Raw genomic sequence first — 25,997 nt, 5'->3', positions numbered from 1 at the left:
AAGACCCTACTTGCCCGCTTCCTTCTTCAGGGCCTCTTGTTCCAGGCGGATCTTGTTCATCACGGCGTTGTGCTCCTCGACCAGGGCGCGGATTGCCGTGTTGCTCGCGTCGATGACCGTCTTGCGCTCCGCGACGTAGGCTTTCACGCAATCCTGGTAGGCCTTGAGCGTGGCCCGGAAGGCATCGACCTTCTTCTCGTCCTGCATGCCCGTCGGGCCCGGGTAAACCGGCTTGGGTTCGCACTTCGGCTGGGGAACCACGGCCGCGGGGGCGGTCGGCGCGGTGGCGGCCGGCGCCGTGGCGGCCGGTGGCGTCGCGGGTGCCTGCGCAAGCGCGGTGGTGGCGCCCAGGGCGAGGGCGAGTGCGTAAGCGGTGCCTTTCATCATCGGATTCCTTTCGATCGCGAGGCTGTGAATTTTACCGTGAACGGCGCCCGTGCGTAACGAGCGCCATGCGACCGTCCAGCCTCAAGGCTTGCCCTTGGCGGGTGCGGGGACCGCGGGCGGGGGCAGCAGCATGAGGTCGGGCGCCGAGATGGAGCGGCCCATTTCGACTGACGACAGCAGGTCGGCGCACACCTTCTGCTGACCCTTGGGGCAGCTTCCCTTGGCCAGGTCGCGGATCTCCCCCGAGTCCTGGGTGGAAAGGGTGGGGCTGCTCAGTCTCCGGTTGAGCCAGTCGCGGAAAGTCGCGTCCTTCTCGAGGATGGGACCGGCGTCGCCCAATTTCGGCCATCCGCTGATCACCACGCGCAGGATCGCCTCGGTGAACGCATCGGCAGTCGGGCCCTTGTCGCAGTGGCCGTAGTCGCGGACCGCCGTCTGCAGCGCGGACCACGAGGTCACGCCGTCGACGGCCTTGTCGGCCGCATCGCAGGGTTTGTCGGCGGCGGCAGCGGGAAGCACCGCGGCCGCGAGGAGGAATGCCGCGGCCCTAAGCCGCAATGCCCGGTCTCTGGGACGCATCGCCTTGCGAAAGCCTTTCACGGATGGCACGCACGATACCGGACGCATCGAGGCCGCAGTCGGCCAGCAATTGCGCCGGATCGCCGTGTTCGACGAAATGGTCGGGCAGGCCCAGTTGCAGCACCTGCACCTCGATGCCCTGGGCCGCGAGCGACTCGAGGACCGCGGATCCGGCGCCCCCCTCGAGGGCGTTCTCCTCGACGGTGACGACGAGTTCATGGGTGGTGGCCAGGCGCAGGACGAGCGCCTCGTCGAGCGGTTTCACGAATCGCATGTTGGCGACGGTGGCTCCCAGTTCCGTGGCCGCATCCAGCGCCGGCTTTACCATCGAGCCGAACGCGAGGATCGCGATCCTGCGGCCCTCGCGGCGGATCTCGCCTTCCCCAACCGGCAGCGCCTTCATCTGCTGCAGCACCTCCGCGCCGGCGCCCGCGCCGCGCGGGTAGCGCACCGCCGAAGGGCCGTCGATCGTGAAGCCGGTGTAGAGCATCTGGCGGCACTCGTTCTCGTCCGCGGGGGCCATCACCGTCATGTTGGGGATGCAGCGCAGGAACGAGATGTCGAAGGCGCCGTGGTGCGTCGGCCCGTCGGCGCCCACGAGGCCGCCGCGATCGAGCGCGAAGACCACCGGCAGGTTCTGCAGCGCCACATCGTGGATGAGCTGGTCGTAGGCGCGCTGCAGGAACGTGGAATAGATCGCGACCACCGGTTTCATGCCGTCGCAGGCGAGGCCCGCGGCGAAAGTGACGGCGTGCTGCTCCGCGATGCCGACGTCGAAGTAGCGGTCCGGATACTCGCGCGAGAAGCGCACCATGCCCGAGCCCTCGCGCATCGCCGGCGTGATGCCCACCAGGCGGCGGTCGGCCCTGGCCATGTCGCACAGCCAGTCGCCGAAGATCTGCGTGTACGTGGGCCGCGGCCGGGCGTCGGCTACCGGTACGGGCTTCACGAGGCCCACGCCCGGGTCGAACTTGCCGGGGCCGTGGTAGGCGATCGGGTCGTCCTCGGCGAAGGCGTAGCCCTGGCCCTTCTTCGTGACCACGTGCAGGAACTGCGGGCCGTCCAGGCGCTTCACGTTGGAGAGCGTGTCGATGAGGGCCTCGATATTGTGGCCATCGACGGGGCCGGTGTAATTGAGGCCGAATTCCTCGAAGAGCGTGGAAGGCGTGAGCATGCCCTTGGCGTGCCCCTCGAAGCGCTTGGCGAGTTCCTTCATCGGCGGCGACACGGACAGGATCTTGTCGGCGGTCTTCTTCGTCGCCGCGTAGAAGCGCCCCGACATGAGCTTCGCGAGGTAGTTGTTGAGCGCGCCCACGTTTTCGGAGATCGACATGTCGTTGTCGTTCAGGACCACGATCACGTTGGCGCCGGAGTGCTTCACGTTGTTGAGCGCCTCGAAGGCCATGCCGGCGGTCATGGCGCCGTCGCCGATGACCGCGATCGCGCGATGGTCGCGCCCGAGGTGCCGTGCCGCCACCGCCATGCCCAGGGCGGCGGAAATCGAGGTGGAGGAATGCGCGGTGCCGAAGGTGTCGTAGATCGATTCCTCCCGCCGCGGGAAGCCGGCGATGCCGCCCTTCTGCCGCAGCCGCGCCATGCCCGCGCGCCGGCCGGTGAGGATCTTGTGGCCGTAGGTCTGGTGGCCCACGTCCCAGATGATGCGGTCCTCCGGGGTTGCGAAGACGTAATGCAGCGCGATGGTGAGTTCCACCGTCCCCAGGTTCGAGGAGAGGTGCCCCCCGGTGGACGCCACGGACTCGACGATGAAACGGCGAAGCTCCGCGGCCAGCACGGGTAGCTGCTTGCGGTCGAGCCGCCGGAGGTCCGCCGGATCGTTGATCGTCTCGAGGAGGGGGTAGGTGTTCATTGTCTGGGGCCGGCAGGCAGGCCGGACCAAGGCATTTTGCCGCAACTGGCCGATTCCCGTCTGCGCTGCCTCAAATCCGACCCCTTTCCCCTACCGGTCGCGCTTCACGATGAAGTCGGCCAGTTCGCGCAGGCGATCGGCGCGGGCGTCGAACGAGGCGAGGGCGTCGTGGGCGTCGGCGAGGAGGCCGGCGGCGAATTGCTTCGCCCCCGGGGTGCCGAGCAGGCTCGTGTAGGTCGGCTTGCCGGCCTGCCTGTCCTTGCCGGCGGTCTTGCCCAGAGTCGCGGAGTCGCTTTCCTCGTCGAGGATGTCGTCCACCACCTGGAAGGCGAGGCCTACGCATTTCGCATAGCGGTCCAGGCCGGCCCGGTAATCCTCGCCGAGGACCTCGCCGCAATGGGCGCCCAGCAGGACGGATGCCCGGATGAGGGCGCCGGTTTTGTGGATATGCATGTTCTCCAGCTCCGGCAACGTGAGGAGCTTGCCCACCGCATCGAGGTCGATGGCCTGCCCTCCGGCCATTCCCCGCGAGCCGCAGGCGACCGCAAAGACCTGGATCATCTGCAACTGCACTGCGGCGTCGTCGGCGAGGCGGTTTTCGGCCAGGAGCTGGAAGGCGAGGCTCTGCATCGCGTCGCCGGCCAGAAGCGCCGTGGCCTCGTCGAACTCCACGTGGCAGGTGGGCTTGCCGCGCCGGAGCACGTCGTCGTCCATGCAGGGCAGGTCGTCGTGAATCAGGGAATAGGCGTGTATCAGCTCCACCGCGGCGCTGACGAGCTCCAGGCGTCCCGGATCGGCCCCGGAAACGACGCCGGCTGCGAAGACCAGCATCGGCCGCACGCGCTTGCCGCCGCCCAGCGCGGCATAGCGCATGCAATCGTGCAGCCGCGAGGGTGCGATGTGCGGGGAGGGCAGGACCTGCGCGAGGACGGCTTCCATGCGGCCGCCCACCTCGCGCGACCAGGCGGCGAAATCGATGGCGCTCACGATTCGGCCGCGGGAAGGTCCTTCAGCACTTCGCCCTCGAGGACGCTGATGCGCGCCCGGGCGGCGGAAAGCTTGCCTTCGCAGTAGCGCAGCAGTTCCGCCCCGCGCTGGTAGGCTGCAAGCGACTCCTCGAGGGGAAGCTTGCCGTCCTCCATCCGGGCCACGAGGGCCTCGAGTTCCTCGAGGGCCTTCTCGAACGGGATGTCGGCGGTGATGGGAGTCGTCTTGGGCATGGGTCGGCACCTTAACGCAATTGGTCCCTGCCGTCATTTTGCGCGGCATCCGGGCGGATCCGCATCCGTTCGCCGCATCCTTGACGCCCCTCAACGCGACGCGCCGGAATCCTTGAAAAAGAACGGAACTAAGGGCAAACTGGCCTGCTCAAATTCTATGCTGGTTCGGGACGGAGCTGCAGAGTTAAAAGCTAGCTGACTCGATTAGCCCGCTGTGGTTTTCATCTTTGGATTCATCGGAGGTGCGGAACATGTCGGACTTGGCGAGCCAACTGGCGCTCACCCGGACGCCTACCCATCTGCCGCTTTCGTGGTATTTCGATCCGAAAGTGGCGGACATCGAGCAAAAGCTCCTGTTTGACCGCGGCCCGGGCTACGTCGGACACGCCAAGATGGCGCCGCAGCCCGGCGATTATCGCGTCCTCGATTGGCGCGGGAACGGCCCCGGCTGGGCGCTCGTGAACAACGTTGGGCGCCACGACATGGTCTCCAACGTCTGCCGCCACCGGCAGGCGGTGATGCTCGCGGGCGCGGGCCAGCTCCCCGGCGGCACCATCACCTGCCCCGTGCACCGCTGGTCCTACGACAGCCACGGCAAGCACATCGGCGCGCCGCATTTCCCGGATCACCCCTGTCTGGACCTGCCGCGGCAGGATCTGCAGCAGTGGCGCGGCCTGCTCTTCAACGGGCCGCGCGACATTGCGCGCGACCTGGCCTCGATGGGCGCGGCGAACAACCTGGATTTCGACGGCTACGTGCTCGACAAGATCGAGGTCGTGAATTACGACTTCAACTGGAAGACGTTCATCGAGGTCTATCTCGAGGACTACCACGTCGCTCCCTTCCACCCGGGCCTCGGCCATTTCGTCACCTGCGACGACCTCAAGTGGGAATACGGCGACTGGTACAGCGTGCAGACGGTGGGCGTGAACAAGTCGCTCGCCCAGCCGGGCAGCGCCGTGTACGCGAAGTGGCACGAGCAGGTGCTCAAATTCCGCAACGGCGAGCCTCCGCCGCACGGCGCCATCTGGCTCACCTACTACCCCAACATCATGGTCGAGTGGTACCCGCACGTGCTCGTGATCTCCACGCTCTGGCCGCGCGGGCCGGAGAAGTGCGTGAACGTGGTCGAGTTCTACTACCCCGAGGAGATCGCCCTCTTCGAGCGCGAGTTCGTCGAGGCGGAACAGAAGGCCTACGACGAGACGGCGGTGGAGGACAAGGAGATCTGCGACCGCATGACGCAGGGCCGACGCGCGCTGTGGCTCGAGGGCCGCGAGGAGCACGGGCCGTACCAGTCCCCGATGGAGGACGGGATGGTCCACTTCCACGAGTTCATGCGCCGCGAGGTGGCGCGGCACCTCTAGAAAAAGGGGACAGACCCTCTATTGGGGGTCTGTCCCCTTTTTTAGCCCCCGAATTCGTGCACCACGGCCCAGAGGGTCGCGTAGGTGTGGACGGGGAAGTCCGCGTGCAGGTCCTCGTAGTCCTCGGGACGCAGGGGCTCTCGCTCCTTGCCCTTGCGGATCTCCCACCAGCGCTTCTGGATGGCTTCGCGAACCGCGGGCACGGGCATCGCCGGCCGGCGCAGCTTGTCGTGGGTTCCCGCGAAGAGGCGGCGCTTGAGCGTCACGTCGGTGGAGGAGATGCGGAAGAGCTTCGTGAGCATGGCCGAGGTGGCGCCGTGGCGGATGAAGTGCTCGATCTGCTTGGAGCGCTTGCCGATGTAGCCCACCTGGCGCAGGCCGTGCTCGAAGGAGCCGGCGTCGATCTGAACGGCCACGCGCGGCTCCTGCATCTCCGAGAGGCGCACGAGGTCGTCGGTGCTGAGGGCGCGCAGCTCGTCGAACTGCGCCTCGCTCAGGCCCGGCGGCGCAGGGCGGTTTTCGTCGGCGCTACGCTGCAGTTCCCGGATGAGATGGGTGAGGAAGAGCAGGCGCAGTTGCTGGTCGCGGATCTCGATCATCGCTCGTTCTCCCCCTTGCGCGCCGGTTGCGCTGTCGCCGCGGCGGGACCGCGGATATGTGCGAGAGACCGAAGGTGCCAACGGACGTTAATCGTGTCAACGCGAAAAGGGAAAATTTTCGTGTCGCGCCGCAGCATCGCCAGGCGGGCATCGAACTTGCTCCGCGCCCGCCGTCGATGAAGGCGCTGCAACTTCGCGCCGCAAGGGCGCGAAGTTGCAGGGAAAAGATCCGCTCTGCCTCTGGAAGGCCGGAGCGCTAGTCCTCTTCCTTCGCCAGCTTGAACTCCGAGGTGAGCGCCGACTGCGTCTGCGGAGGCACCATCGCGTAGTGGCTGTACTCGATCTGGTAGGAGCCCTGCCCGCCCGTCACCGAGCGAAGGCGCGACTGGTATTCCGCCACCTCGGAAAGCGGCACCTGCCCGGATATCGACATGAGGTCGCCGCCGGAGGATTCCGTGCCCGTGATCTGCCCGCGCCTCGACGAGATGTCGCTCGTCATGTCGCCCACGAAGCGGTCGGGCGCGGTGATGGTGATGTTCACGATGGGCTCGAGGATGATGGCGCCGGCCTTGAGAATCGCGTCGATCACGGCCTTCTTGCCCGCCGTCACGAAGGCGATCTCCTTGGAATCCACGGCGTGGCTCTTGCCGTCGTAGACGATGACGCGGATGTCCTCGACGGGGTAGCCCGCGATGACGCCGTTGTCGAGCGCCTGCTTCACGCCTTTCTCCACGGCCGGGATGAAGACCGTCGGGATCACGCCACCCTTCACCTGGTCCACGAACTCGAAGCCGCTGCCGCGCGAAAGCGGCTCGATCTTCAGGTACACCTCGCCGAACTGGCCGGCCCCGCCCGTCTGCTTCTTGTGGCGGCAGTGGCCCTCGGCCTTCTTCGTGATCGTCTCGCGGTAGGGGATCTTGGGGGGCTTGGTGTCCACTTCCAGCTTGTACTGCGTGGACATCTTCTCCAGCTTCACGCGCATGTGCAGCTCGCCCAGGCCGCGCACCACCGTCTCGTGCGTGGTGGGGTGGCGCTCGATCCACAGGCACGGGTCCTCGATCTCGAGCTTGTGCAGCACCTCGAAGAGGCGCTGCTCGTCGCCCTTCTTCTTCGTCTCCACCGCGATGGAATGCATGGGGGTGGGGAAATCCAGCGAGCGCAGGCGGATGTTGTCCTCGTCGTGCGAGTCGTGCAGCACCGCGTTGAACTCGATCTCGTCAATCTTCGCCACGGCGCCCAGGTCGCCGGGGAAGAGCTCGTTCACCTCGATGAATTCCTTGCCCTGGATGGTGTAGAGATGGCCCACCTTGAAGGGGCGCTTGCCTTCTCCGATGTAGAGCTGCGAGTCCTTCGTGATCGTTCCCTGGTGGACGCGGAAGAAGGCCACCTTGCCCACGTAGGGGTCCACCAGGACCTTGAAGACGTGCGCGAGGACATGCTTCGTGCGGTCGGGTTCGGCGTGGAATTCCTCGCCCTCGGTCGTGTCGCTCTTCACGAAGGGCGGCGGGTTGCCCTCCGTCGCGTTGGGCGCCAGGCGCGCGAGGATCTCGAGGAACTGCGGGATGCCCGCGCCGGTCTTCGCGGAGGTGAAGCACACGGGCACGAGGTGGCCGTCGCGCAGCGCCTTCTCGAAAGGCGCATGAAGCTGCTCGGGCTTGAGCTCCTCACCCTGCTCCAGGTAGAGGGTCATGAGCGCCTCGTCCACCTCGACCACCTGCTCGACGATGGCGGTGTGCGCGGCCTTCACGCCGACGAAATCGGCATCGCCGTCCGGGGTGAAGAAGCAGTCCACCACGTCCTTGCGGTCGTGGGCCGGCAGGTTGATGGGCAGGCACTCCTTGCCGAAGTGGTCCTGGATCTTGCGCAGCAGCCCCGGAAGATCGACGTTGTCCGCGTCGATCTTGTTCACGACGATCATGCGGCACAGGCCCCGCGTCTTCGCCCACTTCATCATGCGGCTGGTGTTGAGCTCGATGCCGTTCTGCGCGTTGATCACGACGACCGCGGTCTCCACGGCCGCGAGCGCGGCGATCGACTGGCCGGCGAAGTCGGGCATGCCGGGCGTGTCGATCATGTGGATGTGCATGTCCTCCCAGTCGAAATTCACCAGGGAGGAATTGAGCGAGTGCAGGTACTCCTTTTCAAGCGGGTCGAAATCGCAGACCGTGCTGCCCTTCTCGACGGAGCCCATGGCGGGGATGGCACCCGCCTTCCAGAGCAGGGCCTCGGCCAACGTGGTTTTGCCGGCACCGCCATGGCCGACGAGAGCAAGGGTGTGGATGGACTCGGTGTACTTCGGCACGATGCTGTTCCTCTTGACGGAGCCGGGGGAGCGGGGATTTGCGGGGGGATGAGTGTTCCAGGGGTTCTCGGACCTTCTGCCCCCCGAATTTACACTTTCCGGGGCGACTTTGCCTCCGGAAGGAACAAACCCAGCAGGTCATTCAGGAATCGCCGGCCGCGCAACGTGGGTCGGATGCGGATCGCATCGCGTTCGAGGAGGCCGGCGGCCTGCGCCCTCGCGAGAGCGCCTTCCACCACGGAAAGCGCGAGCCCGGTGCGCTCGCCGAACAGCTCGACGGGGAAGCCTTCCGAGAGCCGCAGCGCGTTCATCATGAACTCGAAGGCGACGTCGCCCGCGGGAACCTCGTGCGCCTCCTGGACGGCATCGCCCGCGAGCGCCTTGTCCTGGTAAGCCTTCGGCTGCCGGTGGCGCGCCTCCCGCGTGATCCGGTCGCGGAAGGAGAGCTTGGAGTGGGCGCCGGCGCCCACGCCGAGGTAGTCGCCGAATCGCCAGTAGTTGAGGTTGTGGCGCGAGCGCCGCTCCGGCTTCGCGAAGGCCGACGTCTCGTAGTTCTCGTAGCCGGCTTGTGCGAGTTCGGCCTCGATCGCCTCCTGCATCACACCGGCGGTGTCGTCGTCCGGAAGGGGCGGCGGGTAGCGGTGGAACCAGGTATTGGGTTCCACGGTGAGGTGGTAGGCGGACAGGTGCGGCGGACCGAACGCGATGGCCGTGCGAATGTCCGAGAGCGCCTCATCCACGCCCTGCCCCGGCAGCGCGTACATGAGGTCCAGGTTCACGTTGTCGAAGAGGGAAAGCGCGATGTCCACGGCGCGTCGGGCCTCGTCGGCGTCGTGCACGCGGCCGATGGCCTTCAGGCGCTGCGCGTCGAAGCTCTGGATGCCCACCGAGAGCCGGTTCACCCCTGCGCTGCGGAAGCCGCTGAACCTGGCCTGCTCGAACGTGCCGGGGTTGGCCTCGAGCGTGACCTCGGCATCGGCTTCCACCGGCAGCAGCGTGCGCGCCGCCGTGAGGAGGCGGTCGATCGCGTTCGCGGAAAAAAGGCTGGGCGTGCCGCCGCCCAGGAAGATCGCGTGCACCCGGCGGCCCCACACCTTCGGCACGCTCGCTTCCAGGTCCGCGATCACGGCGTCCACGTAGCGCGACTCGGGCACTTCGCCCTTCGCCTCGTGCGAGTTGAAATCGCAGTAGGGGCACTTCTTCAGGCACCACGGCACGTGGATGTAGAGCGCGAGGGGCGGGAGTGCGGCAAGGCGCATGCGCCCGGGCAAGGCCACCGTCACAGGCTTCACGGACGGCTTCAATCCTCGCCGCGTAGGCGGGCGGCCAGACGCGAGGCGGCAATCGCGCGGTGGCTCAGGCGGTTCTTCTGCGCTGCCGGAAGCTGCGCCGCGGTGCGTCCGAGCGCGGGAATCCGGAAATACGGGTCGTAACCGAAGCCGCCCGTGCCGCAGGCCGTGCTGGCGATCTCGCCCTGCCACCGGCCTTCCGCGATGAGCGGCTCCGGATCATCGACGTTGCGGACCAGCACCATGACGCAGTAGTAATGGGCCTGCCGGTTCGTCGCCGCCTCGAGCTTCTCGACGAGGAGGGCGTTGTTCGCGTGGTCGCGCTCTTCTCGGGTGCCCTGACGACCGGCGAAGTACGCCGAATGCACGCCGGGCGCGCCGCCAAGCGCCTCGACGCACAGGCCCGAGTCGTCGGCCAGGGCCGCGAGCCCGGTATGGCGCGCGCAGTTCCTCGCCTTGGCGAGCGCGTTCTCGACGAAGGTGTGGTGGGGCTCCTGCGCCTCCGGCACGCCCAGCGCGCCCTGCGGAACCGTCTCGAAGCCGAGCGGCGCGAGGATCGCCGAAATCTCCGCGAGCTTGCCGGCGTTGTTGCTCGCGATAACGAGGCGGGTCATGGCTTCACCCCCGGCCCTACTCCGGAAGGAGACGCAAGCCCCTCGCGCGATGCCCCTTCCTGGTTTCTCCCCTTGCCCGCTCGCGGCAGAGGGATTGGGGGTGAGGGCTTCATGCGAGCGAGCGCCTCTGCATCGCGACGATCTGCGCGATGCCATTCGAGGCGAGCGCTAGCAGCCGGTCCATCTCGTCGCGTGAAAAGGGGGCTCCCTCGGCCGTGCCCTGCACCTCGACGAACCCGCCCGCGCCGGTCATCACGACGTTCATGTCGGTGTCGCAGGCGGAATCCTCGGCATAGTCGAGGTCGAGGCAGGGTGCGCCCGCGACGATGCCAACCGAGACCGCCGCCACGAAGTCGCGGATGGGCTCGCGCGTCACCAGTGCCTTGCCCTTGAGCCACGACACCGCGTCCGCGAGCGCCACCATCGCGCCCGTGATCGAGGCGCAGCGCGTGCCCCCGTCCGCTTGAAGCACATCGCAGTCGATCGTGACCTGGCGCTCGCCGAGGGCCGAAAGATCCACGACGGAGCGCAGCGCGCGGCCGACGAGGCGCTGGATCTCCTGCGTGCGGCCCGACTGCCTGCCCGCGGCCGCCTCGCGCGCGCCGCGCGTGTGTGTGGCGCGCGGCAGCATCCCGTATTCCGCCGTGACCCAGCCGGAGCCCTTGCCCTTCAGGAAGCCGGGCACCTTCTCCTCGACGCTCGCGGTGCACAGCACGCGCGTCTCGCCGAACTCGACCAGCACGGAGCCTTCGGCGTGGCGGGTGAAATGGCGGGTGATGCGCACCGGGCGCAAGGCGTCCGCGGGGCGGTCCTGGAATCGGGGCATGGAAATCCTTCGGGCAGGCTGGCTAGCGGGGAACCTTCTTGATCGCGCTCTGGATCTCGGCGATCGCCTTCTCGATCTCATCGTCGGTCACGTCGTCCGCGGCGGGAGAACGGTCGGGGTCGAGCGTATTGGACGAGGTCGTGAAATGCTCGGCGTCGACTTGCTCGGTGTCCGCGTAACGCGGGTCGTCCTGCGCCTCCCAGGTCATCGCAACGATCGAAAGGTTGTCGGATTCGCCCTTGGCGCGCTTGTAGGCCTCGGTGAGCAGGCCCGGCAGCAGGCCGACGATGTCCTGCTTGCGCAGCAGGTTCGCGATGAGGGCGGCGGGGATCTGGCTCCAGAAGCCGTCGCTCGACAGGAGGATCGTGTCTCCCGTCTGCAGCGCGAATTCGCTTCCCACGGCGATGACCGGGGGCACGACGCCACCCAGGCAGCTGAAGATCTTGTTCCTCTCCGGGTGCGTGGCCGCGGCCTCCGGCGTGATCACGCCCGAATCGACCAGCTGCTGGACGCGCGAGTGGTCCTGCGTGGCCGCGACGAGCTTGCCGCCGCGCAGGACATAGAGGCGCGAATCGCCCGAATGGGCCCACCAGGCGGTCCCGCCCTGGACGATGCACACCACGCACGTCGTGCGCGGGGACTCGAGCAGGTTTTCCGCCACGGCGTGCGAGACGATCGCGCGGTGTGCGGCATTGATCACGGAAACGAGGAAGTCAGACGGGCGCCGCAGCCGGTTCCTCGCCTCCTGCTGGAAGAGGCGCGTGATCTCGGTCACCGCGATCTCCGCGGCCACCTCGCCCTGCAGGTGCCCGCCCATGCCGTCGGCCACCACCATCAGCAGGACGTCCTTGCCGTACGAATACCCGATCCGGTCCTCGTTGCCCGAGCGGTCGCCCTGGCGGCTGTCCCGGAAGATCGTGAATCGCATCGTCCTTGTCCCGGGCCGCCTACTTCGTGAAGAAACTGGAGAGGGGCTTGCTCAGGGTGTCGAGGAACCCCTTCCGGCCGACATCGGGCGGCTCGACCATGAGGAGCTTCTGCAGTTCGAAGGCGGTCTGCGGCCGCGCCATGTGGTCGAGCTTCAGGCACGCATCCACGATCGAGTAGAGCTCGTCGGAGTAGCTCTGGCGAGCCAGCGTGCGCGGCGGGATCAGGCGGTCCTTCTCGATGCGCGCGTCGGCCGCCTGCGGCGGCGTTCCCGCGATGCAGGTGTAGAGAGTGGCGCCAACCGAGTAGATGTCGCTCCACGGCCCGAGCTGCCCGGGCTCGAACTTGTACTGTTCGGGCGCGGCGAATCCCGCGGTGTACATGGGCTTGAGCTTCAGCGGCTCGTCGGAAAGCGTGATGCGCGCGGCGCCGAAATCGAGCAGCACCGGCCGTCCGTCCATCGCCAGGTAGATGTTGGCGGGCTTGATGTCCAGGTGCAGCAGCTTGTTGGCGTGCACCTCGCGCAGCCCGTTCATCAGGTGGATGAAGATGCGGCGCATGAAGGTCTCGGTGAACTCGGCGCGGTTCCTCTGGATGTGGAACTGCAGCGTCCGCCCGCGCACGTACTGCATCACCATGTACACCGTCTCGTTGGCGCGGAAGAAGTTCTCCACGCGCACCACGTTCGGGTGCGAGATGACCGCGAGCGCGCGCCCTTCCTCGAAGAAGCACTTGAGGCCGTGCCGGAACGACGAGAGGTTCGACTCGTCCTCGATCTTCACTTCCGTGCCCTCCGAGCGCAGCCCGAGGGAGGCCGGAAGGTATTCCTTGATGGCGAAGGGCGTCTGCTTCTCGTCATAGGCGAGATAGACGATGCTGAAACCGCCGGAGGAGAGAGGCTTGTCGATGCGATAGCCGTTGAGGACGTAACCTCCCGGCAACGGCTGGTTCACCTGCGAAGGCATGGGATGCGGAGGTTCCGCTATAATTCAATGCATTGTCGGCAATCGAAATCGGCTTGTAAAGCCGCGATGCGAAGGGTCTTTCCCCCGCCGGCCCCGCCATCCCCCATGGAATCGAGCGCGCCATGATCGCCAGCATGACCGGCTTTGCCGCCGCCACCCGCGAAATCGCCGGCGGGCAACTGGCGGTGGAACTCAAGAGCGTCAACCACCGTTACCTCGAGTTCCAGTGCCGTCTCGCGGACGATCTGCGCGCGCTCGAACCCGTGCTTCGCGAGGTCGTCGCCTCGGGTCTCACGCGCGGCAAGATCGACTGCCGTCTCACCTTCACGCCCGCCGCCGCGGGCGAGCGGGGCCTGGCGCCGGACGAAAAGGCCATGGCCGCGCTGGCCGCCGCTTCGGCGCGCGTATCCTCCGCGTTCCCGCAGGCGCGCAACTTGTCGGTGAACGAGGTGCTGCACTGGCCGGGCGTGCTGGCCGACGCTGAAGTCGCCGCGGACAGCATCCGCGAGGATGTCTCCAGGCTCGCCGCGCAGGCCGTGGCCGAGCTCAGCCAGACGCGCCGGCGCGAGGGCGAGAAACTCGCGAACGTGCTTCGCGAGCGGCTCGAGTCCATGGCCGCTCTCGTGGCGCAGGCGCAGCCGCTGATGCCCGAGGTGATGAAGGCCTTCCGCGACAAGCTCGCCGCCCGCCTCGCGGAGGCCGCCGCCTCGCCTGCCGACGAGCGCGTCCAGCAGGAGGTCGTGCTCTACGCGGCCCGCATCGACGTTGACGAGGAACTCGAGCGCCTGTCCGCCCACGTGGCCGAGTTCCGGCGCGTCCTCGACAAGGGGGGGGCCTGCGGCAAGCGCCTCGACTTCCTCTGCCAGGAACTCAACCGCGAGGCCAACACGCTCGGGTCGAAGTCGGTCTCCTCGGACATGACGCGCATCTCGGTGGAGTTGAAGGTGCTCATCGAGCAGATGCGCGAGCAGGTCCAGAACATCGAGTAGCCCTCATGTCCGGCGACCTCTTCGTCGTGGTGGCGCCCTCCGGCGCCGGCAAGACCAGCCTCGTGAACGCGATGCTCGAGGCCGAACGCGGCATCCGCCTTTCCGTGTCCTTCACGACCCGGACGCCGCGCGAAGGCGAGGTCGAGGGCCGCGAGTACCACTTCGTCTCCCGCGAGGCGTTCGATGCTATGAACGCTGCAGGCGATTTCCTCGAGCACGCCAACGTGTACGGCAACTTCTACGGCACCTCGCGCAGGTGGATCGAGGCCGAGCTTGCGGGCGAGCACGACGTGCTCCTCGAGATCGACTGGCAGGGCGCCCGGCAGGTGCGTAAGCTCTTTCCGGGCGTGGTCGGGATCTTCATCCTGCCCCCCTCGATCGACGAGCTTCGCCGCCGGCTCACGGCACGCGGAAAGGACTCCGCCGAGGCGATCGAAAGGCGCATGGCGAGCGCCCGCGAAGAAATCTCGCATGTTCTTGAATTTGAATATATAATTGTCAATGAACAGTTCGACGTGGCGCTCGCCGACTTGAGTGCGGTGGTGCGCGCGGCGCGTCTTTCGCGGGACCGGCGGGGAAACCGCCTCTCGCGCCTCCTCGAAGAATTCAGGTAACGGAGTTCACCATGGCCCGTATCACGGTCGACGACTGCATCAAGTATTTCTCCAATCGCTTCGAGCTCACGCTCGCGGCCACGAACCGCGCGCGGCAGATCGCCCTGGGAGCCTCACCCCTCGTCGAGGCCAACCGGGACAAGCCCACGGTCATCGCGCTGCGCGAGATCGCGGGCGGCAAGGTCGGCAAGGAACTCCTCGCCCCGCCGGCTCCGACGCCGCCCGTCCTCTGACCTGCAGTCATGTCCCTCCCCGGCGTCCAGACGGTCGCGGGAGGCCTTAAGGGCCCGGGCACGACCCCGCCCGGCCCGGACGCATCGGAGCTCTCCTCGGTGCTGGGCTACCTCAAGCCCGAGGACATCGCGCAGATCGAGCGGGCTTACGAAACTGCGCGCGCCGCGCATGCGGGCCAGTACCGCAAGAGCGGCGAGCCCTACGTCACCCACCCGCTCGCGGTGGCGAAGATCCTGGCCGAATGGCACCTCGATCCGCAGGCGCTGATGGCCGCGCTGCTGCACGACGTGGTCGAGGACACGCCCACCACCAAGACGGAAATCGCGAAGCAATACGGCAAGGCCGTGGCCGAGCTGGTGGACGGCGTGTCGAAGATCGATCGCATCGAGTTTGCGACCCTCCAGCACGCCCAGGCCGAGAACTTCCGCAAGATGCTGCTCGCGATGGCGCGCGACGTGCGCGTCATCCTCATCAAGCTCGCGGACCGGCTGCACAACATGCGCACGCTGGACGCCGTGCACGCAGAGAAGCAGGAACGGGTCGCCCGCGAGACGCTCGAGATTTACGCACCCATCGCCAACCGGCTGGGGCTCAACGCCATCTACTACGAGCTCGAGGACCTGGGCTTCTGCTACCTGCACCCGACGCGCTTCCGCGTGCTCGAGAAGGCGCTCAAGCGCGCGCGCGGCAACCGGCGCGACGCCGTGGGAAAGCTGAAGGAGGCGATCCAGGCACGGCTGCGCGACTTCAAGGTCGAGGCACAGGTGCACGGCCGGGAAAAGCACATCTCGTCGATCTACAAGAAGATGCAGGAGAAGAACATCTCGTTCTCCGAGGTGTTCGACATCTACGGCTTCCGCATCCTCGTGCCGGACGTGGCGGCCTGCTACCTGGCCCTGGGCGCGCTTCACACGCTCTACAAGCCGATCCCGGGCAAGTTCAAGGACTACATCGCCATCCCCAAGGCGAACGGCTACCAGTCGCTGCACACGACGCTCTTCGGCCCGTTCGGCATGCCCGTCGAGGTGCAGATCCGCACGCCCGACATGCACAAGGTGGCCGAGGCCGGCGTGGCCTCGCACTGGCTCTACAAGAGCGCCGAGGAGCAGTCGAAGGACGTGCAGCTGAAGACCCACCAGTGGCTGCAGTCGCTCCTCGAGATCCAGAGCGAGTCGGGCGATGCGCTCGAGTTCCTCGAGCACATCAAGGTGGACCTCTTCCCGGAGGAGGTCTACGTCTTCTCGCCGAAGGGCAAGATCTTCTCGCTGCCGCGCGGCGCCACGCCCATCGACTTCGCCTACGCGGTGCACACCGACGTGGGCAACCACTGCATCGCGGCCCGCGTGAACGGCGAGACGGTGCCGCTGGGCACGGCCCTGCGCAACGGCGACCGCGTGGAGGTCGTGACCGACCCCGATTCGCGGCCCAACCCGGTCTGGCTCTCCTACGTGGCCACGGGCAAGGCGCGCTCGCACATCCGGCACTACCTGAAGACGATGCAGTCCGCGGAATCGGCGGAGGTGGGCGAGCTGCTGCTGGTGCAGGCGCTGCGCTCGCTCAGGGCCAATCCCGACGACATCGGGGACGAGCACTGGAAGCGCTTCTTCAAGGGCGACGCCGGCAGGGGGCGCGCCGAGGTGCTGGCCGACATCGGGCTGGGCAAGCGTCTCGCGGTGGTCGTGGCGAAGAAGCTCCTCGCCACCCCGGAGGCGATGGCCGAGGGAACGCACCGCCTCGATTCGGTCACCATCCGCGGCACCGAGGGCCTGGCGGTGCAGTTCGCACCGTGCTGCCGGCCCATTCCCGGCGACCCGATCATCGCGCAGATCAGGAAGGGGCAGGGGCTCCTGGTGCACACGCACGACTGCCCGGCGATCCATCCCTTCCACTTCGACCCGGAGAAGTGGGTCGACGTGCAGTGGGACCCGGCCCCCGAGCGCCTCTTCGACGTGAACGTGCGCCTCACGGCCGCCAACCAGCGCGGGGTCCTCGCGCGGCTGGCCGCGGAAATCTCGGAGGCCGATTCCAACATCGACCACATCGAAACCGAGGAGCGCTCGAGCACCGCCTACACCACGATCGTGTTCACGATCCAGGTGAGGAACCGCACGCACCTGGCGCAGGTTTTCCGGCGCATGCGCCGCATCCCCGAAGTCGTCAGACTCTCCCGCCTGAAGAAGAAGCCCACATGAAACAGACCATCTCGACCCCCGATGCACCCGCCGCCATCGGCCCCTATTCGCAGGCCGTGCGCGCCGGCGATACCGTGTACCTCTCCGGCCAGATCCCGCTCGACCCGAAGTCGATGCAACTGGTGGAGGGCTTCGAGAGCCAGGTACGGCGCGTCTTCGACAACCTGCTCGCGGTATGCGGCGCGGCCGGCGGCAGCTTCGATGACGTCGTTCGCGTGACCATCTATCTCACCGACCTCGCGAACTTCCCCAAGGTGAACGAGATCATGGCGGCGTATTTCCGCGAGCCTTTTCCGGCGCGCGTGACCGTGGGCGTGGCGTCGCTGCCGCGCGGCGCGGCCGTCGAGATCGACGCGGTCATGCACATCGCGTCTCCGAAAAGCCCGGGCTAGTTAGTTGCCCACAAACTGATTCATGTTGCCGCGAACAGCGCCAATGCCCCAAAGCGCAAGCGCACGTTATGGGTCAGTTGAAGTTCACCCGAAAAAGGTACGATCATGGCTGGGAGAAATTTAAAGCTGGTACCCAATACCGGGGCCACACTCACGATTCCGAAACGCGAGCTTGCGGAGACCCGGCGCCTGATCATCGAGGCGCTGGAAGTGCTGATTACGGTTTTCCCGCCGTGAATCAGTGAAGCGTTACGTGAAAAAGAGACGCTTTTCATCGAGCGGCTGACGACTCTCCCCAACAAGCCCCGATATGTAAAGGCGTTGTGGTTCGATAGTGCGGCCCCTCAGACAATTGCGGCAGTGGAGTTTGAGCGTGGCGGCGTGCTCGGCGGCGACGTCCGACAACACCATGATTCGCCTCGGGCTATCTGTCCGCTTTGTCGGTCCGATCGGCAAGTACGAACGTATGCGACCGGCCTTACGAAGGCGGGACTGAAACGCCACCTGACTGGATCGCACGGCGCCCAATGCCCTGTTCTGAAAGCTATTGGCAGGCTCGTCGATATGGAGATGGGGTCATTGGGGTATGAGACGATCCAGCGCTCGTCTGGCGCGCCGACCCCATTGGAGGCGAATGCCAAGATCCGACTTTGCCCGCTGCCAGCCCGATCTCGATAGGCCGCCCGCATCAAATGCATCTCAAAGCGCAATGTCGTGCTGTCTGAGAAATCTCCCCCAATAGGGCTCGTACCTAAGACCTGGGGATTCGCAGTCGGCTCGATTTCCGGCGCGCAGCGGCGAGGCCGAGGCCTTTTGGACAAGCCCCCCGGTATTGTCCTTATTGGCTATAATGGCCAATTGGAAGTCGGAGGCCCCATGTCCACCCTCACCTATCGCAACCGCCAGGGCGAGCTCATCGCCCTGCCAACCGTCGCCGCCAGCCGTTTCAAGAACGAGTTCGGCGCCGTGTTCGAGAAGGCGGCCCTGGGCGGAGCAGTGGCCATCACCAAGCACGACGCGCCCAAGGCCGTGCTCATTTCCTACGCGGAATTCGAGGCGCTGGTGCGATCGCGCTTTCCGGATCTCGACGACTTGTCCGGGCAGTTCGACGGCCTGCTCGCGGGAATGCAGGAGCCGAAGGCGAGGAAGGCCATGGCGGCCGCGTTTGACGCCGCGCCTGCGCAAGTGGGCAAGGCCGCGGCCAAGGCCGCCAGGCGTCGCTGACGGGCGCCCTTTACGCCGGATGCTTCCGCCCCCGGGTCCGCGATCGTGGCACGCGCTACTCCCCGGCTCTACGTGCTCGCGGGCGTCAATGGCGCGGGCAAGAGTAGCCTGGGCGGAGCGGCCTTCCGCGCATTCGGCGCCGATTACTACAACCCCGACGAGGCTGCCCGCGCGCTGATGACGGTGAATCCCGGGCTACGGCAGGACGAAGCCAACAGCGCCGCCTGGCAGCAGGGCAGGCGCCTGCTCGAGAAGGCCATCGCGGGCCGGCTCGATTTCGCGATCGAGACCACGTTGGGCGCGAGCACCATCCCGCGTCTGCTAAGAGAGGCAGCCGGGGAGGGCTTCGAGGTGCGTGTTTGGTACGTGGGGCTCACCACGCCGGAGCTGCACATCCGCCGCGTGCGCGCACGCGTGCACAGGGGCGGCCACGACATTCCCGAGTCCGACATCCGTCGCCGCTTCGAGCACAGCCGCCTGAACCTCGTGCACCTGATGCCGCAGCTCGCGGCACTTCGTGTCTACGACAACAGCGTCGAAGCGGATCCCGCCGCGGGCAAGAGCCCCAGGCCGCGGCTTTTGCTGCACCTCGAGCGTGGCCGGATCACGGGTCCCGCGAACCTGTCGGCGACGCCTCCTTGGGCCAAGCCGATCGTGGCGGCCGCGATGCGACTGCATTCCGGGAGGGTGAAGCCGTGAGCGCGCCCGTATCGAAGCGCTCCGCCAGGTCCGTGGCGGCGATCGTCGCCGAGCCGACCCCCGTGCCACCGCGCGACGACCTGGTGGCGGGTCCCGCCGTCCGCGCGAAGCTGGAAAAACTCGGCATACACTCGCGCTTCGACCTCGTGCTGCACCTGCCGCTGCGCTACGAGGACGAGACGAAGCTCACGCCGCTCTCCAGGGCGGGCTCGGGCGAGCCGGTCCTCGTCGAAGCCGACGTCGTGGAGTGCGAGGTGAAATACCGCCCGCGCCGCACGCTGGTCGTGAAGCTGGCCGACGGCCCGTCGGAGCTGTGGGTGCGCTTCCTGAACTTCTATCCGAGCCAGGTGAAGCAGATGGCGCCGGGTCGCAGGCTTCGCCTGTTCGGGGAAGTGCGCCCGGGCTTCTTCGGCGCCGAGATGGTTCATCCCAAGGTGCGCGTGGTGGAGAAGGACTCGCCCCTCGCCTCCTCCCTCACGCCGGTCTACCCCACGACCGCGGGGATGTCGCAGGCCAACCTGCACGGGTTCATCGAGCATGCGCTCGATACGCTGCTCCTCGACGACACGCTGGAGCCCGCGCTCCTCGAGCGCCTGGCGCTCGGGGGCTTTCGCGAAAGCGTCCTCTTCCTGCATCGCCCGCCGCCGAACGTCGATGCCGCGAGCCTGGACGAGCGCACGCACCCGGCGTGGCGCCGGCTCAAGTTCGACGAGCTCCTCGCCCAGCAGCTCGCGATGCGCATCGCCTACCGCGAGCGGCGCAGCAAGGCCGCGCCGCGCATGCCCGACAGGCACGCGCTCACCAACGCGCTGGTGAAGTCCCTGCCGTTCCGCCTCACGCGCGCGCAGCGGAAGGCGTTGGCCACCATCGCCCACGACCTCGCGCAGCCGCACCCGATGCGAAGGCTCCTGCAGGGCGACGTGGGCAGCGGCAAGACCCTGGTCGCGGCACTGGCGGCGCTGCAGGCGATCGAGAACGACTGGCAGGCCGCGCTCATGGCGCCCACGGAGATTCTCGCCGAGCAGCACTACCTCAAGCTCTCGCACTGGCTGGAGCCGCTCGGCGTGAAGGTGAGCTGGCTCGCCGGGAGCCTCAAGGCGCGCGCGAAGAAAGCGGCATTGGAGGCGATCGCCAGGGGCGAGACGCAGCTTGCCATCGGCACGCATGCGTTGTTCCAGGGTGACGTGCAATTCGACCGGCTGGGACTCGCCATCGTGGACGAGCAGCACCGCTTCGGCGTGGCGCAGCGGCTGGCGCTTGCGTCGAAAGGCCTCGAGCCCCACCAGCTCATGATGAGTGCGACGCCCATTCCGCGCACGCTCTCGATGAGCTACTACGCGGACCTCGACGTGTCCGTCATCGATGAGCTGCCGCCCGGGCGCACGCCCGTGGTCACCAAGCTCGTCGATGAATCGCGCCGCGACGACGTGATCAACCGCATCCGCGACAGCTGCCGCGAAGGGGCACAGGCGTACTGGGTGTGCCCGCTCATCGAGGAGTCCGAGACGCTGCAGCTGAAGACGGCGCTCGAGACCTTCGAGACGATGAAGGCCACCTTTCCCGACCTCGCCGTGGGCCTCGTGCACGGGCGCCTCAAGCCCGACGAGAAGGCGCAGGTGATGGCCGACTTCAAGGCGAAGCGCGTGCAGCTCCTCGTGGCCACCACCGTGATCGAGGTGGGCGTGGACGTCCCCAACGCGACGCTCATGGTGATCGAGCACGCCGAGCGAATGGGGCTCGCGCAGCTGCACCAGCTGCGCGGACGCGTGGGGCGCGGCACAGCCAGGAGCCTGGCGATCCTCCTGTATCATCAACCCCTGTCGGAGGCGGCCCGTGCCCGGCTCAAGATCATCTATGGCAACACCGACGGCTTCGAGATCGCGCGCCAGGACCTGCTGCTGCGCGGCCCGGGCGAGTACCTCGGGGCGAGGCAGAGCGGGGCGCCGCTGCTGCGCTTCGCCGATCTCGAGCGCGACGCGGACCTGATCGAGCTCGCGCGGGGGGTGGCCGACACGATGATCGCGGAGCGCTCGCACGCGGTGGAAAGGCACCTGGACCGCTGGCTCGGCCACCGGCAGTTCTACCTCAAGGCATGAACCGATGGAAACGGCTCGCGCCGCCGCACACGGATCCCTGGCGCCCCTGGCTCGCCTGGCGCGGATCGCTCACCTGGCGCATCACGGCGCGCGCACGCGATTTCCGCGTCGAGGTGATCCGGCAGGGCCTGCACATTCCCAACGAGGACGAGTATGCGTGCCTGTGCCAGCCGGCGCATCGCCGCGCGCTGGTGCGCGAGGTGGTGCTGCACGCGAACGGAACGCCCGTGGTGCTTGCGCATTCCATCGCCGCGTGGCGCGACCTCAACGGCGTCTGGCGCGGCCTGCGCGGGCTGGGCAGCCGTCCCCTGGCCGAGGAGCTCTTCACGGACCCGCTGGTTGCGCGCGAATCGCTCGAGTACGTGCGCATCGATTCGCGGCATCCCCTCGGAAAGCGGGCGCGCCGGGTGTTCGGGCACGACTTCCCGGTCCTGTGGGCGCGCCGCTCGCGCTTCGTGAAGCGCGGCCGGCCGCTGCTGGTGACGGAGGTTTTCCTGCCTTCGCTCATCGCGCTCGGATGAGGGCCGCGTGAAGCTCGCCGCCATCCTCGCGCGCATCGATGCCTACGAGAAGCTCGTCCGGCTGGACAAGCCCGTGGGGATCCTGCTGCTCCTGTGGCCGACGCTCTGGGGGCTGTGGCTCGCGGTTCGCGCAGTGCCGGACTGGCGCGTGCTCTGGATATTCGTGATGGGCACCGTCCTCATGCGCTCGGCCGGATGCGCGATCAACGACTGGGCCGACCGCTTCTACGACTCGCGCGTGGAACGCACGCGCGGGCGGCCGCTCGCCTCGGGCGCGATCCATCCGGAGGAGGCGGTGCTGGTCGCCGCATCCCTCGCGTTCTTCGCGTTCATGATGGTGGTCTGGATGTTCAATCTGCTCACGGTGGGCCTGGCCGTCGTGGCGGCCGTCATCGCGGCCATCTACCCGTTCACCAAGCGCTTCCTCGCCATACCGCAGGCGTGGCTGGGGATGTGTTTCAGCTTCGGCATTCCGATGGCCTTCGCGGCGCAGACGGGCAAGGTTCCTGCGCTCGCGTGGGCGCTTCTGGCGGCCAACTTCTTCTGGGTTCTCGCCTACGACACGGAATACGCGATGGTGGACCGCGACGACGATTTGAAGATCGGCATCAAGACTTCCGCGATCCTCTTCGGGCGCTTCGACGTCCTGGCGGTGCTCGCCTGCTACGGGCTCTTCTTCGCGGCGATGGCGTCGATCGGCCTCTGGCAGGGCTATGGCCCGTTCTACTTCTCCGGCCTGCTGTGCGGGGGAGTGATCGCGGGCTATCACATCCTCTGGATCCGCGATCGCTCGCGCGTAGGGTGCTTTCGGGCCTTCGGGCACAACCACTGGATCGGCCTCGCGGTCTTCGCGGGCGTTCTCCTCGATACCCATTTTCCGAAGCACGCTCTCGGATAGGAACCGCCATGAACGGCAACGTGATGTCCCAGGCTCCCGTGTGGCTCGTCCCGGGTGTGCGCACGCCCTTCGCGCGCGTGGATGCAGGCCTGCGCGCCCTCGATGCGGTGGCGCTCTCCGTACCGGTGGCCAAAGCCATGGGAGCGCAGCTTGCGCCGGGCACGCGCCCCGACCTGATGGTGTGGGGCACGGTCGCCTCCAACCTCGGGTGGAGCAACATCGCGCGCGAGGTCATCGTCGATTCCGGCCTCGACCCCGTGACGCCGGCCTTTTCCACGGTGCTCGCATGCTCCACCAGCATGGTCGCGGCCTTCGAGGCGGCAGGAATGCTGGGCGGCACGCACCAGTTGGCACTCGTGGGCGGCGTCGAGAGCATGAGCCGCGTCCAGATCGCGCTTTCGCAGGGGCTCTCCGACTGGCTGCGCCGGCTCACGCAGGCGCGAACGGTGGGCGAGCGCATCGACCGCCTTCTCGACCTGCGCCTCGCCGACGTGAAGCTGCACGTGCCCGGCGTGAAGAACCGCGCCACGGGCAAGAGCATGGGCGAGCACTGCGAGGAGATGGCGCAGGCCTGGAAGATCGCGCGCGAGGCACAGGACCGCCTCGCGTTTGCCTCCCACGAGCGCGCGGTGAAGGCGCTGGCGCTCGGGTTCTTCGATGACCTCGTCATTCCTGCGGGCGAGGCCGTGCGCGACGGCATTCCGCGCGCGGACACGACGATCGAGAAGCTCGGGAGGCTGCGCCCGGCATTCGCCCGCGAGGCGGGCACGATCACCGCCGGCAACGCCTCTCCCCTCACCGACGGCGCCGCGGCCCTGTGGGTCTCCACTGATGCGGGGCTCGCCAGGTTGCCGGCCGGCGTGCCGCGCGTGCGCCTCGTCGATTGGGAAATCGCCGCGGTTGACGTCTTTCACGAAGGCCTGCTGATGGCGCCTGCCTATGCGATCCCGCGCCTCCTGGCGCGTCGTGGCCTCACGCTCGCCGACATCGACCTGTGGGAAATCCACGAAGCCTTCGCCGCGCAGGTGCTGTGCAACGTCGCGGCGATCGAGGACGAATCGTTCGTGCGCGAGAAGGCCGGCATCGCCGCCTCGCTCGGCAGGTTCCCGTGGGACCGGCTGAATCCGAACGGCGGCAGCGTGGCCATCGGCCACCCCTTTGGCGCGACCGGTGCGCGAATTCTTTCGCAGACGGTGAAGGAGCTCGCCGCGCTGGGGCCGGGCAAGCGCGCGGTGGCATCGATCTGCGCGGACGGGGGCCTGGGCACGGTGGCTCTGCTCGAGTCCGCGTGACGGACGGCTGATCGCCGGACCCCGCCCCCATTTCGTTTCACATCCCAACGGAGTGTCCATGGAATTCAGCACGCTCGCGATCGGCCGGCACGAGGCCGTCGCCACCGTCACCCTGAACCGCCCCGACAAGGCCAACGCCATGGAAGAGGCGATGTGGCACGAGCTTCGCGAGGCGATGCGCTGGGCCGATGCGACGCCCGGCGTCCGCGTGGTCATCGTGAAAGGTGCGGGCAAGCACTTCACCGCCGGCATCGACCTCGCCATGCTCGCCGGCATCGGCGCGCACATCCGTGACGAGGACGAGGCGCGCGGCAGGGAGAAGCTGCGCCGGCTGATCCTGGACCTGCAGGACACGATCACGAGCATCGAGCGCTGCCGCAAGCCCGTGATCGCCGCGGTGCACGGGGCCTGCATCGGGGGCGGCATCGACCTCATCACCGCCTGCGACATGCGCTATTGCTCGGCGGATGCGCGCTTCTCGGTGAAGGAGATCGACGTGGGCATGGCGGCCGATGTGGGAACGCTGCAGCGGCTCCCGCGCCTCGTGGGCGAGGGCATGGCCCGGGAGCTCGTCTACACGGGCCGAACGTTCGAGGCGGACGAAGCCCGCGAGATCGGCCTCGTGAACCGCGTCTTCGCGAACCCCGAGGCGCTGGACGCGGGCGTGATGGAGATCGCGGGGTCGATCGCCGCGAAATCACCCCTCGCGATCCGCGGCTGCAAGGAAATGCTCAACTACTCGCGCGATCATTCCGTGGCGGACGGGCTCAATTACGTGGCGACCTGGAATGCCGCGATGCTGCTGTCGAAGGACCTCGCCGAAGCGGGCGCCGCCGCACGCGAGAGGCGCCCGCCCTTGTTTCGCGACTGAAGAGGTCACCCGGTCCCCGACCCCGTGCTTGCCATTCTTCCGAACCCCAGCCTACGCGGGCTTTACCGGTGAGACAAAGCCGGGAGGCTTGACGGCAAGCACGGAACATTGCAGCTGTTCGAGAATGGCCTCGGCGGTGTTCCCGATGAGCAAGCCGGCGATACCTGTTCGGGCTACCGTGCCCATGACCACCAAGTCAGCCTCCAATTGCTTTGCCATTCTTGGTATGACGGTGGCGGCGACCCCTCGACGCATATGGAATTCAGGAGACAGATGGTCGCCGGCATCTTTGCCGACACGCTCCATCAGTTGCTTGCGCAGGTGGTTATAGGCGCTTTCATGGCTTGCACGCACGCCCTCGACATAGGCACTGCTCGTCGCCTGCGCGTTTTCGGCCCACATGCGCAACATCGCTTCGGCCGGGGCATCCCAGACATGAACCACATGCAGCGCGGCAAAGTCGGAGAATGCGAGAGAACCGGATAATCCAAGTATCTGCCGGTTGAGGTCCTGCTCTATTGCATCCGGCTTGTCCGGATCGAAATCGACGGCGGCGAGTATTCGTTGGCACTTCGAGGTCTCCTCCGCGCCCGTCAACCATACGGGACACGGACAGTTGCGCAGCAACTGCATGTCGTCGCTGCCAAACAGCCGTTCGATGAAGCCCGGATTCTGGGCCGGCTTGATCAGCAGATCGTGGTCGTTGCGCAAAATGAACCGAATGACTTCGAGAAACGTTCTGCCCACCAGTACGTCCAGCCGGATGCCCAGGCGCTTCGTGTAAGGCTCGACCAGCGCCTCGAGCCTCTTTCGATGCTCGTTCACCGTGGCGGCCTGCAGTTCATGACCTATCGGAGCGCCGCGCGGCATGCCCATGCCCGCCGTGACGGCCGGAACCACGTCGATGACGGTCAAGTCCGCCTGGTTGTTTTCCGCCAGCGACACGGCTCGCAAGATCGAGGCCTCCTGGGCCACGGCGCTTTCGGATACGTACAGAATATTTCTGAATGACTTCATCCCGATGGACTTCCCT

At 67.1% G+C, this 25,997-nt stretch carries 25 protein-coding genes; 12 read left to right on the top strand and 13 right to left on the bottom strand.

Translation table 11 applies throughout. From position 1 onward, the window contains the following. Positions 1–6 precede the first annotated feature (6 nt). From IPP91_07985 to IPP91_07965, 5 genes are all read right to left on the bottom strand, one after another. A complete protein-coding gene (locus IPP91_07985) occupies positions 7–384 on the bottom strand; it encodes a hypothetical protein (GenBank protein MBL0142006.1) in 378 nt (125 codons plus the stop codon). Between the two features lie 84 nt (positions 385–468). After that, complete coding sequence (locus IPP91_07980; GenBank protein MBL0142005.1) at positions 469–945, bottom strand: hypothetical protein; 477 nt, start codon at positions 943–945, stop codon at positions 469–471. Then, positions 935–2,833 (bottom strand): 1-deoxy-D-xylulose-5-phosphate synthase, encoded by a 1,899-nt coding sequence (gene dxs / locus IPP91_07975; protein ID MBL0142004.1) that lies wholly within the window; start codon positions 2,831–2,833, stop codon positions 935–937. The genes IPP91_07980 and dxs overlap by 11 nt, the downstream gene beginning before the upstream one ends. A 90-nt stretch (positions 2,834–2,923) precedes the next feature. After that, on the bottom strand, positions 2,924–3,772 hold the full coding sequence (locus tag IPP91_07970; GenBank protein ID MBL0142003.1) for a polyprenyl synthetase family protein: 849 nt from the start codon (positions 3,770–3,772) through the stop codon (positions 2,924–2,926). A gap of 44 nt (positions 3,773–3,816) precedes the next feature. Further along, positions 3,817–4,053, bottom strand: coding sequence for an exodeoxyribonuclease VII small subunit (locus tag IPP91_07965; protein MBL0142002.1), 237 nt, complete (start codon positions 4,051–4,053; stop codon positions 3,817–3,819). Positions 4,054–4,304: 251 nt separating this feature from the next. Here IPP91_07965 and IPP91_07960 point away from each other — a divergent pair, with 251 nt between their 5' ends. Continuing rightward, complete coding sequence (locus tag IPP91_07960) at positions 4,305–5,420, top strand: aromatic ring-hydroxylating dioxygenase subunit alpha (protein ID MBL0142001.1); 1,116 nt, start codon at positions 4,305–4,307, stop codon at positions 5,418–5,420. Between the two features lie 41 nt (positions 5,421–5,461). Here the strand turns inward: IPP91_07960 and IPP91_07955 are convergent, their stop codons facing one another. From IPP91_07955 to IPP91_07925, 7 genes are all read right to left on the bottom strand, one after another. Beyond that, entirely contained in the window at positions 5,462–6,019 is a 558-nt protein-coding gene (locus IPP91_07955) for a DUF2857 family protein (protein MBL0142000.1), read from the bottom strand. 256 nt (positions 6,020–6,275) lie between these two features. Then, positions 6,276–8,321, bottom strand: a complete 2,046-nt coding sequence (locus IPP91_07950; protein ID MBL0141999.1) for an elongation factor G — start codon at positions 8,319–8,321, stop codon at positions 6,276–6,278. Between the two features lie 89 nt (positions 8,322–8,410). Further along, positions 8,411–9,580 carry an oxygen-independent coproporphyrinogen III oxidase-like protein gene (locus IPP91_07945; protein MBL0141998.1) on the bottom strand — a complete coding sequence of 390 codons (1,170 nt, stop codon included), beginning with the start codon at positions 9,578–9,580 and terminating at the stop codon, positions 8,411–8,413. Positions 9,581–9,621: 41 nt separating this feature from the next. Next, on the bottom strand, positions 9,622–10,224 hold the full coding sequence (rdgB, locus tag IPP91_07940) for an RdgB/HAM1 family non-canonical purine NTP pyrophosphatase (GenBank protein MBL0141997.1): 603 nt from the start codon (positions 10,222–10,224) through the stop codon (positions 9,622–9,624). Positions 10,225–10,333: 109 nt separating this feature from the next. Continuing rightward, positions 10,334–11,050, bottom strand: coding sequence for a ribonuclease PH (gene rph, locus IPP91_07935; GenBank protein ID MBL0141996.1), 717 nt, complete (start codon positions 11,048–11,050; stop codon positions 10,334–10,336). 22 nt (positions 11,051–11,072) lie between these two features. Further along, on the bottom strand, positions 11,073–11,978 hold the full coding sequence (locus tag IPP91_07930; protein MBL0141995.1) for a serine/threonine-protein phosphatase: 906 nt from the start codon (positions 11,976–11,978) through the stop codon (positions 11,073–11,075). A gap of 19 nt (positions 11,979–11,997) precedes the next feature. Beyond that, positions 11,998–12,942: a serine/threonine protein kinase gene (locus tag IPP91_07925; GenBank protein ID MBL0141994.1), complete on the bottom strand. Its 945-nt coding sequence runs from the start codon at positions 12,940–12,942 to the stop codon at positions 11,998–12,000. A 122-nt stretch (positions 12,943–13,064) separates the two neighbouring features. Here IPP91_07925 and IPP91_07920 point away from each other — a divergent pair, with 122 nt between their 5' ends. The 11 genes from IPP91_07920 to IPP91_07870 all read left to right on the top strand — a co-directional run bounded on the left by IPP91_07920 (position 13,065) and on the right by IPP91_07870 (position 24,964). Beyond that, positions 13,065–13,931 carry a YicC family protein gene (locus tag IPP91_07920; GenBank protein MBL0141993.1) on the top strand — a complete coding sequence of 289 codons (867 nt, stop codon included), beginning with the start codon at positions 13,065–13,067 and terminating at the stop codon, positions 13,929–13,931. A 5-nt stretch (positions 13,932–13,936) separates the two neighbouring features. Beyond that, positions 13,937–14,545, top strand: a complete 609-nt coding sequence (gmk, locus tag IPP91_07915) for a guanylate kinase (protein MBL0141992.1) — start codon at positions 13,937–13,939, stop codon at positions 14,543–14,545. A gap of 11 nt (positions 14,546–14,556) precedes the next feature. Next, positions 14,557–14,778, top strand: a complete 222-nt coding sequence (locus tag IPP91_07910) for a DNA-directed RNA polymerase subunit omega (protein MBL0141991.1) — start codon at positions 14,557–14,559, stop codon at positions 14,776–14,778. Between the two features lie 9 nt (positions 14,779–14,787). Next, a complete protein-coding gene (locus tag IPP91_07905; GenBank protein ID MBL0141990.1) occupies positions 14,788–16,971 on the top strand; it encodes a bifunctional (p)ppGpp synthetase/guanosine-3',5'-bis(diphosphate) 3'-pyrophosphohydrolase in 2,184 nt (727 codons plus the stop codon). Further along, the gene (locus tag IPP91_07900) at positions 16,968–17,363 is read left to right on the top strand and encodes a RidA family protein (GenBank protein MBL0141989.1); all 396 of its coding nucleotides are present in this window, start codon (positions 16,968–16,970) and stop codon (positions 17,361–17,363) included. The genes IPP91_07905 and IPP91_07900 overlap by 4 nt, the downstream gene beginning before the upstream one ends. Positions 17,364–18,239: 876 nt before the next feature. Beyond that, positions 18,240–18,587 (top strand): type II toxin-antitoxin system Phd/YefM family antitoxin, encoded by a 348-nt coding sequence (locus IPP91_07895; protein MBL0141988.1) that lies wholly within the window; start codon positions 18,240–18,242, stop codon positions 18,585–18,587. A gap of 359 nt (positions 18,588–18,946) precedes the next feature. Next, positions 18,947–21,382: an ATP-dependent DNA helicase RecG gene (gene recG / locus IPP91_07890; GenBank protein MBL0141987.1), complete on the top strand. Its 2,436-nt coding sequence runs from the start codon at positions 18,947–18,949 to the stop codon at positions 21,380–21,382. Then, positions 21,379–21,903, top strand: a complete 525-nt coding sequence (locus tag IPP91_07885; protein MBL0141986.1) for a chorismate lyase — start codon at positions 21,379–21,381, stop codon at positions 21,901–21,903. Before recG ends, IPP91_07885 begins: the two co-directional genes overlap by 4 nt. A gap of 7 nt (positions 21,904–21,910) precedes the next feature. After that, positions 21,911–22,801 carry a 4-hydroxybenzoate octaprenyltransferase gene (gene ubiA / locus IPP91_07880; protein MBL0141985.1) on the top strand — a complete coding sequence of 297 codons (891 nt, stop codon included), beginning with the start codon at positions 21,911–21,913 and terminating at the stop codon, positions 22,799–22,801. A gap of 23 nt (positions 22,802–22,824) precedes the next feature. Next, positions 22,825–24,093 (top strand): acetyl-CoA C-acyltransferase, encoded by a 1,269-nt coding sequence (locus IPP91_07875; protein ID MBL0141984.1) that lies wholly within the window; start codon positions 22,825–22,827, stop codon positions 24,091–24,093. A 58-nt stretch (positions 24,094–24,151) separates the two neighbouring features. Further along, the gene (locus tag IPP91_07870) at positions 24,152–24,964 is read left to right on the top strand and encodes a crotonase/enoyl-CoA hydratase family protein (GenBank protein ID MBL0141983.1); all 813 of its coding nucleotides are present in this window, start codon (positions 24,152–24,154) and stop codon (positions 24,962–24,964) included. Positions 24,965–25,015: 51 nt separating this feature from the next. Here IPP91_07870 and IPP91_07865 read toward each other — a convergent pair whose 3' ends face one another. After that, a complete protein-coding gene (locus IPP91_07865) occupies positions 25,016–25,981 on the bottom strand; it encodes a universal stress protein (protein MBL0141982.1) in 966 nt (321 codons plus the stop codon). Between the last annotated feature and the right edge of the window lie 16 nt (positions 25,982–25,997).

Source organism: Betaproteobacteria bacterium (assembly GCA_016720855.1).
Classification (GTDB): domain Bacteria; phylum Pseudomonadota; class Gammaproteobacteria; order Burkholderiales; family Usitatibacteraceae; genus FEB-7.
This window is presented reverse-complemented; position numbering and strand designations above follow the sequence as displayed.

Excerpts from the sequence above, each read along its gene's own strand:
- IPP91_07985 (MBL0142006.1), bottom strand. The coding sequence starts at position 384 with ATGAAAGGCACCGCTTACGCACTCGCCCTCGCCCTGGGCGCCACCACC.
- dxs (MBL0142004.1), bottom strand. The coding sequence starts at position 2,833 with ATGAACACCTACCCCCTCCTCGAGACGATCAACGATCCGGCGGACCTC.
- IPP91_07970 (MBL0142003.1), bottom strand. The coding sequence starts at position 3,772 with ATGGAAGCCGTCCTCGCGCAGGTCCTGCCCTCCCCGCACATCGCACCC.
- IPP91_07965 (MBL0142002.1), bottom strand. The coding sequence starts at position 4,053 with ATGCCCAAGACGACTCCCATCACCGCCGACATCCCGTTCGAGAAGGCC.
- IPP91_07960 (MBL0142001.1), top strand. The coding sequence starts at position 4,305 with ATGTCGGACTTGGCGAGCCAACTGGCGCTCACCCGGACGCCTACCCAT.
- IPP91_07955 (MBL0142000.1), bottom strand. The coding sequence starts at position 6,019 with ATGATCGAGATCCGCGACCAGCAACTGCGCCTGCTCTTCCTCACCCAT.
- IPP91_07945 (MBL0141998.1), bottom strand. The coding sequence starts at position 9,580 with ATGCGCCTTGCCGCACTCCCGCCCCTCGCGCTCTACATCCACGTGCCG.
- rdgB (MBL0141997.1), bottom strand. The coding sequence starts at position 10,224 with ATGACCCGCCTCGTTATCGCGAGCAACAACGCCGGCAAGCTCGCGGAG.
- rph (MBL0141996.1), bottom strand. The coding sequence starts at position 11,050 with ATGCCCCGATTCCAGGACCGCCCCGCGGACGCCTTGCGCCCGGTGCGC.
- IPP91_07930 (MBL0141995.1), bottom strand. The coding sequence starts at position 11,978 with ATGCGATTCACGATCTTCCGGGACAGCCGCCAGGGCGACCGCTCGGGC.
- IPP91_07925 (MBL0141994.1), bottom strand. The coding sequence starts at position 12,942 with ATGCCTTCGCAGGTGAACCAGCCGTTGCCGGGAGGTTACGTCCTCAAC.
- IPP91_07920 (MBL0141993.1), top strand. The coding sequence starts at position 13,065 with ATGATCGCCAGCATGACCGGCTTTGCCGCCGCCACCCGCGAAATCGCC.
- gmk (MBL0141992.1), top strand. The coding sequence starts at position 13,937 with ATGTCCGGCGACCTCTTCGTCGTGGTGGCGCCCTCCGGCGCCGGCAAG.
- IPP91_07910 (MBL0141991.1), top strand. The coding sequence starts at position 14,557 with ATGGCCCGTATCACGGTCGACGACTGCATCAAGTATTTCTCCAATCGC.
- IPP91_07905 (MBL0141990.1), top strand. The coding sequence starts at position 14,788 with ATGTCCCTCCCCGGCGTCCAGACGGTCGCGGGAGGCCTTAAGGGCCCG.
- IPP91_07900 (MBL0141989.1), top strand. The coding sequence starts at position 16,968 with ATGAAACAGACCATCTCGACCCCCGATGCACCCGCCGCCATCGGCCCC.
- IPP91_07895 (MBL0141988.1), top strand. The coding sequence starts at position 18,240 with ATGTCCACCCTCACCTATCGCAACCGCCAGGGCGAGCTCATCGCCCTG.
- IPP91_07885 (MBL0141986.1), top strand. The coding sequence starts at position 21,379 with ATGAACCGATGGAAACGGCTCGCGCCGCCGCACACGGATCCCTGGCGC.
- IPP91_07875 (MBL0141984.1), top strand. The coding sequence starts at position 22,825 with ATGTCCCAGGCTCCCGTGTGGCTCGTCCCGGGTGTGCGCACGCCCTTC.
- IPP91_07870 (MBL0141983.1), top strand. The coding sequence starts at position 24,152 with ATGGAATTCAGCACGCTCGCGATCGGCCGGCACGAGGCCGTCGCCACC.
- IPP91_07865 (MBL0141982.1), bottom strand. The coding sequence starts at position 25,981 with ATGAAGTCATTCAGAAATATTCTGTACGTATCCGAAAGCGCCGTGGCC.